General features: G+C 66.1%; 13 protein-coding genes. 12 read left to right on the forward strand and 1 reads right to left on the reverse strand.

Translation table 11 applies throughout. From position 1 onward, the window contains the following. From K9L28_09735 to nhaC, 11 genes are all read left to right on the forward strand, one after another. On the forward strand, positions 1–1,282 hold a 1,282-nt coding region (locus K9L28_09735), incomplete at its 5' end, for an acetate--CoA ligase family protein (protein MCF7936606.1). Next, on the forward strand, positions 1,275–1,904 hold the full coding sequence (gene plsY, locus K9L28_09740) for a glycerol-3-phosphate 1-O-acyltransferase PlsY (GenBank protein MCF7936607.1): 630 nt from the start codon (positions 1,275–1,277) through the stop codon (positions 1,902–1,904). The genes K9L28_09735 and plsY, both read left to right, overlap by 8 nt. 118 nt (positions 1,905–2,022) lie before the next feature. Continuing rightward, the gene (locus K9L28_09745) at positions 2,023–2,502 is read left to right on the forward strand and encodes a CtsR family transcriptional regulator (GenBank protein ID MCF7936608.1); all 480 of its coding nucleotides are present in this window, start codon (positions 2,023–2,025) and stop codon (positions 2,500–2,502) included. A 12-nt stretch (positions 2,503–2,514) separates the two neighbouring features. Next, positions 2,515–3,057, forward strand: coding sequence for a UvrB/UvrC motif-containing protein (locus K9L28_09750; GenBank protein MCF7936609.1), 543 nt, complete (start codon positions 2,515–2,517; stop codon positions 3,055–3,057). Next, complete coding sequence (locus tag K9L28_09755; GenBank protein MCF7936610.1) at positions 3,057–4,097, forward strand: ATP--guanido phosphotransferase; 1,041 nt, start codon at positions 3,057–3,059, stop codon at positions 4,095–4,097. Before K9L28_09750 ends, K9L28_09755 begins: the two co-directional genes overlap by 1 nt. 35 nt (positions 4,098–4,132) lie before the next feature. Then, positions 4,133–6,661, forward strand: coding sequence for an ATP-dependent Clp protease ATP-binding subunit (locus tag K9L28_09760; protein MCF7936611.1), 2,529 nt, complete (start codon positions 4,133–4,135; stop codon positions 6,659–6,661). 122 nt (positions 6,662–6,783) lie between these two features. Continuing rightward, entirely contained in the window at positions 6,784–7,644 is an 861-nt protein-coding gene (locus K9L28_09765; GenBank protein ID MCF7936612.1) for a peptidylprolyl isomerase, read from the forward strand. A 47-nt stretch (positions 7,645–7,691) separates the two neighbouring features. Continuing rightward, complete coding sequence (gene speB / locus K9L28_09770) at positions 7,692–8,627, forward strand: agmatinase (GenBank protein ID MCF7936613.1); 936 nt, start codon at positions 7,692–7,694, stop codon at positions 8,625–8,627. Further along, on the forward strand, positions 8,620–9,090 hold the full coding sequence (locus K9L28_09775; protein MCF7936614.1) for a hypothetical protein: 471 nt from the start codon (positions 8,620–8,622) through the stop codon (positions 9,088–9,090). The genes speB and K9L28_09775 overlap by 8 nt, the downstream gene beginning before the upstream one ends. Before the next feature lie 79 nt (positions 9,091–9,169). After that, positions 9,170–9,583, forward strand: a complete 414-nt coding sequence (locus K9L28_09780) for a hypothetical protein (protein ID MCF7936615.1) — start codon at positions 9,170–9,172, stop codon at positions 9,581–9,583. Between the two features lie 219 nt (positions 9,584–9,802). Next, entirely contained in the window at positions 9,803–11,329 is a 1,527-nt protein-coding gene (gene nhaC, locus K9L28_09785) for a Na+/H+ antiporter NhaC (GenBank protein ID MCF7936616.1), read from the forward strand. 130 nt (positions 11,330–11,459) lie between these two features. Here the strand turns inward: nhaC and K9L28_09790 are convergent, their stop codons facing one another. Further along, the gene (locus tag K9L28_09790; GenBank protein ID MCF7936617.1) at positions 11,460–11,768 is read right to left on the reverse strand and encodes an MTH1187 family thiamine-binding protein; all 309 of its coding nucleotides are present in this window, start codon (positions 11,766–11,768) and stop codon (positions 11,460–11,462) included. Between the two features lie 342 nt (positions 11,769–12,110). On the opposite strand from K9L28_09790, the gene K9L28_09795 reads away from it, so the two are divergent. Beyond that, the gene (locus tag K9L28_09795; GenBank protein MCF7936618.1) at positions 12,111–13,346 is read left to right on the forward strand and encodes a saccharopine dehydrogenase NADP-binding domain-containing protein; all 1,236 of its coding nucleotides are present in this window, start codon (positions 12,111–12,113) and stop codon (positions 13,344–13,346) included. The last annotated feature ends 248 nt before the right edge of the window (positions 13,347–13,594 follow it).

Below are 13,594 nucleotides of genomic sequence, written 5' to 3' on the forward strand. Positions count from 1 at the left end.
CCTCTTCCGCCAGTTCGGCGTGCTGCCCCTGGAGGACGTGGAGGACATCGTGGGCACGGGGCTGCTCTTCGGTTCGGGCCGGAGGGCCCGGGGCAACCGCGTGGCCATCCTCACCACCTCCGGCGGGGGCGGCATCGTCACCGCCGACCGCTGCGCCGAGGTGGGCCTGGAGGTGCCCCCGCTGGGTGATGCGACCCGCCGGGAGGTAGAGCGGTACATCCCCTCCTTCGGCTCCTCCCGGAATCCCGTGGACATGACCGCCCAGGTGATCAACGCCCCGCAGGGCTATCCGGGCTGTTTCAAGGCTGTGGAGGCCGGCCCTGATGTGGACATGATCATCTCGGTACACTCCATGATCATCGGCGACGCCGGCTGGTCCATGACCAGAGGGCTGGAGGAGGCCTATGCCGAAACAGAGAAGCCCGTAGGCTGCTGCTGGCTGATCGACGAGGGCAACGGCGGGGATTTCATCCGTTCCCTCCGGGGCGCCGGCGTCCCGGTCTTCGGCAGTCTCAGGGCCTGCGCCCGCGCCATGGGGCTGCTGGCCGGCTGGGATCCCCGTATCCCCGACCTGGGGGAGATGTGCGCAACCGGCCAGCGGCAGCTGCTGGCCGATGCCGCCGGCGGGCTCACCGAGTACGACGCCAAGCGCGTGCTCCGGCGCTACGGGGTGCCCACCACCGGCGAATCGCTCTGTCTGTCGCTGCAGGAGGCGCTGGAGGCGGCGGCCGATGTGGGGTATCCGGTGGCGCTGAAGGTGATGTCCCCGGACATCGTGCACAAGACGGAAGCCGGGATCGTGGCGCTGAACCTGAAAAACGACGAGGAGCTCCGCAACGCCTACGGTCGTCTGCTCGAACGGGCTGCGGCCTACGGGGAGAACACCCGCATCCAGGGCGTGCTGGTGCAGCAGATGGTCCGGCCCGGGCTGGAGTGCATGGTGGGCGTCAAGCGGGACCCCCTCTTCGGACCCATGGTGGCTGTGGGGCTGGGGGGGATCTACGTGGAGATCTTCCGCGACGTGTCGCTGCGCAGGGTGCCCGTGGACGAGGAGGGCGTGCTGGAGATGCTGGGGGATCTCAAGGGCTATCCCCTCTTCTCCGGGGCCCGGGGGCAGAAGAAACGGGACATCCGGGCCTTCGCCGGCCTGGTGGCGGCGGTCTCCAGGATGGCCTGCAACGAGGAGCGTCTGGAGGAGCTGGACGTGAACCCCGTCTTTGTCCTGCCCGAAGGAGAGGGGGCGGTGGCCGTTGACGCCTATATCCGGCTTCGAGATGAGTAGCCTGCAGTGGTGCTGGGTCGCCGTGGGCTACCTCTTCGGCTCGGTGCCCATGGGGCTGGTGACGGCCTGCCTGGTGGCCCGGGAGGACATACGGAACCACGGCTCCGGCAACATCGGCGCCACCAATGTGGGCCGCCTGCTGGGTACCCCCTGGGCGGTGGCCGTGGCCCTGGCCGACATGGCCAAGGGCGGCGTGGCGGTGCTGCTGGCCTGGGCGATGGGGGTCCACGCCCCCTGGATCCTGGCCTGTACCGGCGTGGCGGGGGTCTGCGGGCACAACTTCCCTGTCTGGCTGGGCTTCCGGGGCGGCAAGGGGGTCTCCACCACCTACGGTGTGGTCGTAGCCCTCACCCTCCTGCCCGGCAAGGGCTCCATGCTGCTCTGGCTCACGGCGCCGCTGGCCGGGGCGCTCTGGTTCGTGCTGCTCAAGACGACCCGCTATGTCTCGCTGGCCTCAATCGTCTCCCTGGCGGCGATCCCGGTGATCCTCTTTCTCTTCGGGGCCTCCGGGGCGTACATCACCGCCGGTGTCCTGCTGGCGCTGCTCACGGCGGTGCGCCACCGGGGGAATCTGCAGCGTCTGGCCCGGGGTGAGGAGCCCCGGTCGGGCCGCTCTTCCTGACGGCATACCCGGAGACAGGCGACGCGACGCGAGGGGGCTCTGCCCCCTCTTTTTCTTGACGTATATTGACCAATTAGGTATACTCCCCCTGTTCAGGAACGAAAAAAGGGGGATCTTCATGGCGAGTCTGACCCAGACCATCGAAGAATACATACGGCAGATGCTGGACAGCAACGAGAGCTATTCGCTTTCGCTGCGGCGCAAGGAGCTGGCCGAGAAGTTCGGCTGCGTGCCCAGTCAGATCAACTACGTGCTGAGCAGCCGCTTCACGCCGGAACGGGGCTTCATCGTGGAGAGCCAGCGGGGCGGGCACGGGTACATCAAGATCGTGAAGGTGCGGTACAAGGAGCCCGAGGACCGGATCAAGGATCTGGAGAGTCTGATCGGCGACGCCATGGACGAGCAGGAGGCCAGGCGTCTCCTGGCGATCCTGGAGAAGCGGGGGCTTCTGACCTCCCGGGAGCGTCTGATGAGCGAGGTGTCCCTGCGGTATATCATCGATCTCAGCGACACCCTCTTCGACGTCTCCCCCTACAAGCGGGACAAGATGCTCGCCGAGCTGCTGAAACGTATCATCCGGAGTCTGGTATTGTCGTGAGGGGGACCGCCAGTGAAATGCGAACGCTGCGGACAGCATGAGGCGGAGGTCCACATCAAGCAGATCGTCAACGGCAAGGTGGAGGAACACCACCTCTGTCTCGCCTGCGCCAGGGAGGCGGGCCTTCCCGCCGGGCTGGGCGCCAAGGCCCTGGAGCTGGATCTCGGCGGACTCCTGAACACCCTCTGGAAGGACCTCCTTCAGGACCAGTCGGGGCCGAAGCTCCTTTCCGGCGGGGAGGAGGGCGAACCGCCGGTCTGCGCCGAATGCGGCCATACGCTGGAGGAGTTCAAAAAAACCGGCAAGCTGGGCTGTCCGGCCTGTTACGATGGCTTCCGGGAGATCCTGCAGCCTCTGCTGCGGAAGATCCACGGCGCGGACTTCCACCGGGGGCTCGCCCCCTGTGCGTCGGGGTGGATGGAGAGCCTCGAGCAGCGCCACGGGGTACTCAGGGAGGAGCTGCAGGAGGCTGTCGACCGGGAGGAATACGAGCAGGCCGCCCGGTTGCGGGACGAGATCCGCGCCCTGGAGCGGAAGATGGAGGAGCAGTCGTGATGGCACCGGAGGAACTGATCCGCGGCGAGCCGGAATGGATCGGCCCCTGGGGCCGGCGGAGCGACGTGGTGCTCTCCTGCCGCATCCGGCTGGCCCGGAATGTGGAGGGCGTCCCCTTCCCGGGGAGGGCCACCGCCGGGCAGCTGGAGCAGGTGGCCGCCGGGATCCTGGAGGGTGCGGAAGGTCTGCCCGCCATGGCCCGGGGTGTCTCCCTGCCGCTGGCGTCGGTGCCCATGACCACCCGACTGATGCTCTACGAACGCCGGCTGGTGAGCCGGGAGTTCCTGGGCGACGAGCCGGGACGCCACCTGGCGGTGGGGAGCCGCGGGGCCACGGCGCTGATGCTCAATGAGGAGGACCATCTCCGTATCCAGGTGGTGCTGGGGGGCGCCCAGCTGGACGCCGCCTGGTCGCTGGCGCGCTCCGTCGAACGGGGCCTGGGCGGGACGCCCTTCGCCTACGACCGCACCTTCGGGTACCTCTCGTCCTGTCCCACCAACGTCGGGACGGGGCTGCGGGCCTCGGTGATGCTCCACCTCCCCGCGCTGACCATGACCAGACAGATCCAGCACCTGATCCACGAATGCCAGAAGGTGGGGCTGGCCGTGCGGGGCAGCTTCGGCGAGGGGACCGCCGCCCAGGGCGACCTCTACCAGCTCTCCAACCAGGTGACCCTGGGCCCAGCCGAGGAGGAGCTGACCGGCAAGGTCTCGGCCCTGGCGGAGAAGATCGTGGAGGCCGAGCGGGAGGCCCGGCGGGTGATCGCGGAACGGAAGGAAGAGCAGCTTGCCGAACGGATCTGGCGCTCCTGGGGTGTACTGCAGTATGCCCACGCTCTGGGATTGAAGGAGGCCCTGCACCGGCTCTCCGCCCTGCGGCTGGGCGGCGCGACCGGCGGGTTCCCCAGGCTCGACACCATGCGCTGGAAGGAGCTGCTGCTCTGGGTGCAGCCCGGCCATGTCCAGCATCTGCAGCGGAGCGACGAAGAGGAGAAGCACGCCCGGGCACGGATCGTGCGCGAGCTGCTGGGACGTTGCTGAATCTATAGATGAATACACTGAAAGGATAGATAGAGATGTGGCAGTTTTTTACGGAACGAGGCAAGAAGGTTGTCCAGCTGGCCCACCGGGAGGCGCTCCGCATGGGTCACGACGTGATCGGCACGGAGCATCTGCTGCTGGGTCTGATGGTGGAGGGCGAAGGTCTGGCGGCGCAGGTCCTCCACGATCTCGGCGTGGAGACCGACAGCGTCCGGGATCACATCCGGGAGGCCGTGGGTGACGGCGAACCGAAGACCAAGCCCGTGGACCTTCCCCTGAGCCCCAGGGGCAAGCGCGTGCTCGACCTGGCCATGCGGGAGGCCCGCAACATGGGCATCAACTACGTGGGCACCGAGCACGTCCTGCTCGGTCTGATCGTGGAGGGCGAGGGGATCGCCGCCCAGGTGCTCACCGCCGAGGGGCTGGATCTGCAGAAGGTCTACCAGGAGATCGTGGACCGCCTCTCCCGCAACGAAGGCGGCGGCGAGATCGGCCGGGACGCCGGCGGCAACGCCAAGAAATCCGAGGCCTCCAAGCTCCCCACCCTGGAGCAGATGGGCATCGACCTGAGCGACCTGGCCGCCAAGGGCGAGCTGGATCCCGTGATCGGCCGCGCCACCGAGATCCAGCGGGTGATCCGGATCCTGTCCAGGCGGACCAAGAACAACCCTGTGCTCATCGGCGACCCCGGCGTGGGCAAGACGGCCATCGTGGAGGGGCTCGCCCAGAAGATCGCCGCCGGCGACGTGCCGGAGATCCTCAAGGACAAGCGGGTGGTGCTGCTGAACGTGGGGAACCTCATCGCCGGCACCAAGTACCGCGGCGAGTTCGAGGAGCGGATGCGCAAGCTCGTCAAGGAGCTCCGGGAGAGCCGCGAGGTGATCCTCTTCATCGACGAGGTCCACACCATCGTGGGCGCCGGCGGGGCTGAGGGCGCCGTGGACGCGGCGAACATCCTCAAGCCCAGCCTGGCCCGGGGCGAGTTCCAGGTGATCGGGGCCACCACCCTCGACGAGTACCGCAAGCACATCGAGAAGGATTCGGCGCTGGAGCGGCGCTTCCAGCCGGTGAATGTGGAGGAACCGGACATCGACGCGGTGATCTCCATCCTCCGGGGGCTGCGCGACCGCTACGAGGCCCACCACCGGGTGAAGATCACCGACGAGGCCATCGAGGCGGCGGCCAGGCTCTCGGCCCGGTACATCTCCGACCGCTACCTGCCGGACAAGGCCATCGACTGCATCGACGAGGCGGCGGCACGGTCGCGGCTCAAGACCATGGAGACCCCGGAGCACATCAAGGAGCTGGAGCACCGCCTGGAGGACGTCCGCAAGGAGAAGGAGGCCGCCGTGGCGGCCCAGGAGTTCGAGACGGCGGCACGTCTGCGGGACCGGGAGCGCACCCTCTCGGAGGAGCTGGAAGAACAGCGGAAGAACTGGCAGGTGCAGCGCAACCAGGCCGAACCGCTGGTGGAGGCCGAGGACATCGCCTACATCATCTCCGAGTGGACGGGCATCCCGGTGGTGCAGCTTACCGAGGAGGAGGCCCAGCGGCTGGTCCGCATGGAAGAGGAGATCCACAAGCGGATGATCAATCAGGTGGACGCCGTGAACGCCGTGGCCCGTTCCATCCGCCGCGCCCGGAGCGGCATGAAGGACCCCCGGCGCCCGGTGGGGAGCTTCCTCTTTCTGGGGCCCACCGGCGTGGGCAAGACCGAGCTGGGCCGCGACCTGGCGGAGTTCCTCTTCGGCAGCCAGGAGGCCATGGTGCGGCTGGACATGACGGAGTTCGTGGAACGCCACGAGGTGGCCAAGCTGATCGGCGCGCCGCCGGGCTACGTGGGCTACGAGGAGGGCGGCAAGCTCACCGAGGCGATCCGGCGCCGCCCCTACTCGGTGGTGCTCTTCGACGAGATCGAGAAGGCCCATCCCGATGTCTTCAACACGCTGCTGCAGATCCTGGAGGACGGCTGTCTCACCGACGGACAGGGGCACACGGTGGACTTCAAGAACACCGTGATCATCATGACCAGCAACGTGGGCGCCCAGGACATGGTCAAGCGGAGGGGGCTCGGCTTCTCCCCCGCCGCCGCAGCCGACGACAGCGGCCAGGGAGACTGGGACCGGGTGCAGCAGCGCCTCATGGAGGAGGTGCGGCGCACCTTCCGGCCGGAGTTCCTCAACCGGATCGACGAGATCGTGGTCTTCAAGCCCCTGGGCAAGAAGGAGCTGCTGCAGATCGTGGACATCATGCTCGGCGAGGTGCGCACCCGGCTCTACGACCAGATGATCACCATAAAGGTGGAGCAGGCGGCCAAGGAGAACATCCTGGAGCGCGGCTTCGATCCCCGCTACGGCGCCCGGCCGCTGCGGCGGACCATCCAGCGGATGATCGAGGACCGGCTGGCGGACATGCGTCTCGACGGATCGCTGCCGCCCGGCGCCGCCGTGGCTGTCTCCGGCGAGGGGGAGGAGCTGGACTTCCAGGTCTCCCCGCCGGACTACACCCCCCAGCTGGAGGAGGAAAGCGCCACCGGCGCGGATTCGGAGCAGAGCGAATCCTGAAGCGGCCGGTCGGGATGACAGAAGAGGGAGTCTTTGCTAGGATAGTGGGGATGACTATAAACAAAAGCGGCCGGCCGGTTCAGCTTTTGTGAAACAAAAGAGCATACATCGGGGGGAACAGCGTGAACAGAGGGTTGTGCATCGCGTTGGTGGTGTTGGTGGCCGTTCTCGGTCTGGCGGCCGTGCCGCAGGCGGAGGCCGTGGATCTCGCCACAGTCGATTCCGATACGCTCACGGCCAGGGAGTTCCTCTATGTGCTCTCCCGGAGGACCGAGGGGCAGGGAGTGATCAGCGGCGTGGTGCTGGCCGGCATGCCCAGGGCCGAGCGGGCGGCCTTTCTCGAGAAGGTGGTGGACGCCATGGTACTGGCCAGGGCCGCCGAGATGGAAGGCGTGGCCTTCCGCGAGGATGTGCAGCGCCGTCTCAAGTGGGACCGGATCGATACCCTGGCGCGGGCCTACATCGAGCGCCGCACCGAGATGATGGATCTCTCCATCCCCCGGCTGGAGCGCTACTACAGGGAGCATGAGGGGCGGTACCGCCGCGAGGCGGCCGTCCACATGCTCCATATCCTCTTTTTCGACAGGAACAAGGCGGCGGAGGTCAAAACGGAGATCAAGGAGGGGGTGTCCTTTCCCCGCGCCGCCGAGCGGTACAGCAGGGATCAGGCCATCGGCCAGAGAGGCGGCGACCTGGGGTGGATCCCCATGGCGCAGCTGCCCGCCCCCATCGCCGATCTGGTGGAGCGCACCGGGCCCGGCGAGATCGGCGGCCCGGTGGAGACCCTGGAGGGCTACAATCTGATCAAGGTGCTGGAGAAGCGGGAGGGAGGGCTGCCTCCCTTCGAGCAAATCATGGACCAGGTCCGGGAGGATCTCGCCGTGGAGCTGCTGGAACAGGAGATCGGCACACTGCGGAAGCGCTACAATGTGGAGATCCACAGGGATCGAGTGGGGCGTCTGGGAGGCATTCCCGTCAACTGACGGCGGATGCGGCCGGACAGCGACAGAGGGAAACCGGAGGTGGCACTGTGGAACGAAGCATGGATCCCGCGGCGGATCCCGAGCTCTGGGGTGGATTGAACACGCCGGATGCGGACATCGAAAAAGCGGATATCGTGGTTGCGGGGATCCCCTACGACGGAGCGGTGAGCTGGCGGAAGGGGGCCGCCGAGGCCCCTGGGGCGGTCAGGGCGATCACCCGGACGGCCGATCCCGCCACGGAGTATTTCGAACCCCTGAAGGGGATGACGCTGCGGGACCTGGGCGATGTCGCCACAGACAGCCGGGAGACCATGTATGCCGAGGTGGCCGAGATCGTCGACCGATCGATCCGCAGCAAAACGCTCTGCTCCTTTATCGGCGGGGACCACTCCGTCACCATCCCCATCCTGCGCGGCCTGGACCGGGCGCTGGACCATCCCTTCGGCGTCGTCCATATCGACGCGCACTTCGACCTCTACGACGAGATGGGCGGCGACCGATATTCCCACGGCAGCACCCACAGACGAACACTGGAACTGGAGCACATACAGGGCACGGAGGCCCTGTTTTTTGTTGGCATCCGCACGGCGGGCGAACAGGAGACGGCCTTCCTGCAGGAGCACCCCGTCCAGGTGGTGGGGGCCGCCGAGCTGCGTCGCTGCGGCGTGGAGGATACGCTGGCCCGGCTCCACCGGGCCATGGGGCGGTTCCGGTCCATCTACGTGACGGTGGATATCGACGCCCTGGATCCGGCCTTCGCCCCCGGCACGGGCACCCCCCAGTTCGGCGGGCTCGACCCCAGGGAGCTCCTCGATCTGCTCTACGGGGTCTTCAAACTGCCGGTGGTCGGCTTTGATGTGGTGGAGGCGGCCCCCTCGCTGGAGGGATCCCAGGTGGCCCTCTTCGCGCTCCGCAAGATCCTCATGGAATGCTGGGGACACCACAAACGCAAGGGCTGCAGGGCGGAGGGCCGCTATGCCTGAGCGGCATCCGGCTCGGCCGTCGGACACCGACGGCACGCAGCGGGAGGACGTCCTCCTGGAAGCGGAGTCGCTCTTTCCCTTTCCCCGGTGGCTCCGGATCCTCCTCGGGATCGCCGGGATTGTCCTGCTCGCCAACGCCCTGATGGGCTTTGTCTTCCACGAGATGGCCGTCGCAGCGGGGCTGACCTTCCTGGCGGGATGCGACCGCCGCAATCTCCTGGACAGCACCGGTGTGGTGAAGGAGACCGTCACCTGGCTCCGGACCAGGCGCTCCGTGATCCCCTGGGAGGAGCTGCAGACGGTGGCGGTCAGCACCTACGGGAAGCGGACCATGGTCGGCTTTGTGGCCCCCGAACGGCGGTGGCGCTTTCTCTTCCGCCGGGATGACGCCGACGCCGTGCGGTCTCTCGTGGACCGTTACGCGCCGCAGGCCGAGGTGACCGCCGCCAGTCTTGACGGATGAATGAGCTCTTCCGGCATTGTTGATCGTGGAAGAATATTTGCATAAACGGTCTACTTGTGTACACTAGAGGAGGGTCGGTATGGAGGTACTCCTTGAGTCCCGCAGCACCACGCCCTTTCCGGAATCGATGCGGTGGGCGGCCCGGCTGGGCGGGGTCTTTTTCATCGTCCGGGGCATTATGATCCAGCTTGTCTACGAGGCTGTCGTCGGTCTGATTATCCTCTACATCTCCTCGTACCGGAAGCGGATCTATCTCTCCACGGAAGGCGTGGTGCGGGAGACCAGCTCCTGGTTCGGTCCCAGGCGGACGGTCTTCCCCTGGGAGCAGTTGACACACCTCGCCTTCGCCGAGCGGCGCAACGAGATGATGGGCTATTTCGAGGGAGGCCCCACGGGATGGAAGGTGCTCTTCGACCCCTCCCAGAGGGAGCGCATTGTGGAGATCGTCCGCCACTACAGGCCCGATGTGGAGGTAACGGAGATACCGCAGTAACGGTTTGCCACATCGTTGCATATTGGCAGCACTGCGGTTTTCGTTTATCCTTGAGGTGACGGAGCCGCAAACTAACGGTAGATATCCCGGCAAAGGAGGTGATAGGGCGTCGTCGGAAGGCCTGTCGGCTTGTGCCGAGGTGAGACAGGGTAGGAATCACGCGTACTCCGGATGGTTCGGTTTGAAAGGCTGTACAAAGCGAGAAAGGGAGGTCATTTCATGGTTGCGCAGGAGAGCAAGGCTCCAAGTCTCGGCTTATCGCTCGGTGTCTTTGCGCTAGCGGCTGTCATCATCAGCTACGGTGTCCTCGGGCTCGGTGTGGACGCCCATATTCCCATTGTTCTCTCCGCCTTCGTCTGTGGCATTGCCGGCCGGTTTGTCCTCGGCAAACCCTGGAAAGAGATTGAAGAAGGCGCCCTGAACGCGATCTCGGTGGCGTTGCAGGCCATCACGATCCTCATGATCATCGGCATGGTGGTCGGCATCTGGCTGCAGTCCGGTGTCGTGCCCACGCTGATCTACTACGGTCTCGATATCCTCTCGCCGGGGATCTTCCTCCTGGCCACACTGCTCATCACCTCCATTGTCGCCATCTCCACCGGTTCGTCCTGGACGACCACGGCGACGGTGGGCGTGGCACTGATGGGTGTGGCCAACGGTCTGGGTATCCCCGCGCCGCTGACGGCGGGCATCGTCATCTCCGGGGCATACTTCGGCGACAAGATGTCCCCGCTGTCGGACACCACCAACCTGGCTCCCGCCGTGGCCGGAGCGGAACTCTTCGACCACATCCGGGCCATGGTCTGGTCCACCGGCCCGACCTACATCATCGTGGCGATCATCGCCATCGTCTTCGGGATGCAGTTCGCCGCCGGCGACCTCAACGCCGAGCGGATCAAGGCCATCCAGGACATGATGGTGGCCGAGACGCACATCAACTTCTGGAACTTCATTCCGCCCCTGCTCGTTATCGGTCTGGCCGTCAAGAAGTTCCCCGCCATCCCCGGGCTCTTCAGCGGCGTCCTCGCGGCGGCGGTGCTCTCCTTTATCTACGGCAGCGGCCTCGGCGACGTGATCGGCGCCATCCACTACGGCACCTCCACCACCGTGGCCAGCCAGTTCGCCGATGCCGGCGGAACGGAGGCGCTCAAGACGCTGCTCAGCGAGTACAGCCTCTCCATGACGCCCGAGATGGCCAAGGATGTGGGAGGTCTGATCAGCAGTCTGATCTCCGGCGGCGGGATGGACTCCATGATGTGGACCATCAGCCTGGTCTTCGCGGCGCTCTTCTTTGGCGGCTCCATGGAGGCCTGCGGCTTCCTGGAGGTCATCGTCGGCGCCATGACCAAGAGCGTCAAGACTGTAGGCGGGATGGTCACCTCGGTGGTCGTCTCCTGCTTCGTCTCCAACCTCTTCCTGGGCGACCAGTATCTGTCGCTGGTCATCCCGGGCCGGATGTTCAAGGAGACCTTCGAGGAGAAGGGCCTCGCACCGCGGATGCTCTCCCGCGCCCTGGAGGACGCCGGGACGCTCACCTCGGTGCTGGTGCCCTGGAACACCTGCGGCGCCTACCAGGCGGCGGTGCTGGGCGTGCCCACGCTGGCCTACGTCCCCTACGCCTTCCTGAACTACCTGAACCCCTTCGTCTCGATCATCATCTCCTACATGAAGTGGGGCGTCTACTGGAGGAAGTCCGACGGCACCGACGTGGTCGCACGCAAGAAGCCGGAGGACTCGGCGGTCTAGAACAGCTCATCATTGCAGCAGAAAAGGTGAAACGCGACGGGCGGGGGACACCCCCGCCCGTCGTTTACGCCTGCGCGTACCGCGCATCCTCTCTCCCGCCGGCACCCCGAAACCCCCGGGGCCGGTTCCCCTACCGCTCCATCTTCGTTTCCACCGCCTGCATCTTGCCCTCCATGGTCAGCTCTCTGTCGCGCCGCTCGTCGATGCGCAGCGTCGTGGCCACCCGCAGGGCTCCCCTGGAGAAGGGGAGCTCGTGGACCTGGCGCACCGCCTCCAGCACATCCTCCAGTCTGCCCTCCAGGATGGTTCCCATGGGCGTGAGCCGCACCTTCAGCGGCGATGCCTCCAGCACCGCTTCCACCTCGGCCACATAACGGCTGACGCTGGGGGTCGCCGTTCCCAGCGGAACCACCACCAGCTCCGCGATCACCTGTGCCATCTCCGTCCCTCCCTTCATGATGTCCATCGTGTCCGGACGGACATGACCGCCCGCGGCCTTCACTATAGTCCAGAGGCGGCGACCGGGCAAGGGACGCGGCGTGGTGGCCGGCTGCCCCGGGGAAGGCGGAAGCGGAGAAACCCGTGGCCGAAACTATGATGCGTACCGAATCAGAAATGTTAGATTTGTTTGACATGTTTGTCGATACCCTGTATTCTGCATACGATACCCGGGACCTCGTTATGGATGGAACGATCTCCCGGGGCGCTGTGGCGCGTTGCCGGGCGGTAACATCGCTCACTGGCGGGCGGTGGAGGCATCAGCGATAAGGAGGATGTGCACATGAAGGTACTCTGCGTAGGTGGTGCGGGGAAACAGGGAAGGAACGCGGCGTGGCATCTGGCGAAGAACCCGGCGGTGAGCACTGTGGGGATCGCCGACAGGGACGAGATGCGTCTCAAGGAGGTGGCGGAGTGGATCGGCGGCGACAAGATCCGCACCCACGCCCAGGACCTGCTGGACAGAAGCGCTACGGAGGGATTGCTCCGCGAGTACGATGTGGCGCTCAACACGCTGCCCAACAGGAGGGTGAGCTACCGGGTGATCCAGATGGCCATCGAGACGGGGACCAACCTGGTGGATATCCTGGAGGAGTACCATCGCCGGCCCGACCCCTACGAGATGGAGGGGCTGGAGATCCCTGCGGGCATGTCGGTGGCCGAGTTCGGGGAGTCCCTCCACGAACAGGCCATGGAGAAGGGTGTCACCATTCTTGACGGGATGGGCTTCGCCCCCGGCCTGACCAACGTGACCCTCGGCGAGGGGCTGCGGAAGCTTGACGGCGCCGAAGCGGCTGTGGCGCGCTGCGGCGGGATCCCCAACGCCGAATGCGCCTCCAGTCACCCCCTGAGCTACATGATCACCTGGGCCTTCGGCCATGTGCTGCGGGAGTACATGCTGATGACCGAGGTGCTGAAGGACGGCAAACGGATCGAGGTCCCCGCGTTGACGGAGTACGAACGCTTCCGGTTCGACCGGCTGGGCCTGGACCACGAGCTGGAGTGTGCCATCACCCCCGGTATGCCCAGCTTCATGTACACCCGTGCGGAGCTGAAGGAGTGCCACGAGAAGACCGTCCGGTGGCCCGGCCACTACGAGGGGATACGCTGCCTCAAGGAGTGCGGCCTGCTCGAGACGGAACCCCTGCGGGTGGGCGATGTGAAGGTCGCCCCCAGAGATGTGACGGAAGCGGCGGTGACCCCGCGCATGCAGCCCTGCGAAGACGAGCGGGACGCCTGCGTCATGTGGAACACCGCCAGGGGCACAAAGGACGGCAGACCGGCCCGGGTGGAGTACTACATGTGGGAGGAGGCCGACAACGAGGTCGGGATCTCCGCCATGTCCCGGGTGACGGCCTTCCCCGCCGCGATCTCCACGGTGATGCTCGGCCGGGGCGACATCAAGGAGAAGGGGATCGTGGCGCCCGAGGACGGCATCGCCGGTCCCCTCTACGCCGAGATGCTGGAGGAACTGAACAAGGACGGGATCGCCATCCGCGAAGAGGTGCATACAGACTAGGCGTTTTCCACACCACGGCGACCGTTGTTCCAGCGCCGCCCCGGAGGGTTCTCCAGGGCGGCGTTTTTGCTCTCCCCAGGCGATCGGTGTGCAAGGTATACAGCAGGCGGCCTCCATCCGCAGCTTCCGGATTGCAAAACCTTCCCGAGTGAGCCATAGCAAGGCTTCCCGGGAAACGTGGCGTTCACCTTCAGGGTGGAAAGTGTCTGGATCGAAACGGGAGGCAATGCGACGAGCGAACAGGGCAG

It is taken from the genome of Synergistales bacterium (assembly GCA_021736445.1).
GTDB lineage: Bacteria > Synergistota > Synergistia > Synergistales > Aminiphilaceae > JAIPGA01.